This is a genomic window from Desulfofundulus thermobenzoicus (assembly GCF_009428905.1).
Lineage (GTDB): Bacteria > Bacillota > Desulfotomaculia > Desulfotomaculales > Desulfovirgulaceae > Desulfofundulus_A > Desulfofundulus_A thermobenzoicus.
This window is the reverse complement of record NZ_WHYR01000290.1, coordinates 1-252: the sequence shown is the minus strand read 5'-3', so window position 1 is coordinate 252 and position 252 is coordinate 1. Positions and strand designations below refer to the sequence as shown.

General features: G+C 46.4%; 1 protein-coding gene. It reads left to right on the top strand.

Annotated features, from left to right (window positions below):
• Positions 1–252: hypothetical protein (locus tag GFC01_RS19120; RefSeq protein ID WP_207707674.1), on the top strand; the 252-nt coding region annotated here is incomplete at both ends.

Sequence of the window (252 nt, the reverse complement as noted above, 5' to 3'; positions counted from 1 at the left end):
GGACCTGGCTTCCTCGAAAGACAAACCAAACCGATCCATGCTTTCCCTGACCAGCCAGTGAAAAAGGCATTTTTGTCCGACAGAATTCGTTTGGACCAGGAGATTTTGGCGGTGAAACCTGGGGCGTGTGAACGGTCAATAATTTTGGATAAAAAATGGCCAATAATTTTGGACGATTTTTTCCAGTTAATGAACATAATATCGTTCTGGGTGGTATGGAAGGAGCCCGTAGGGCGACTGGAATACCGCCCA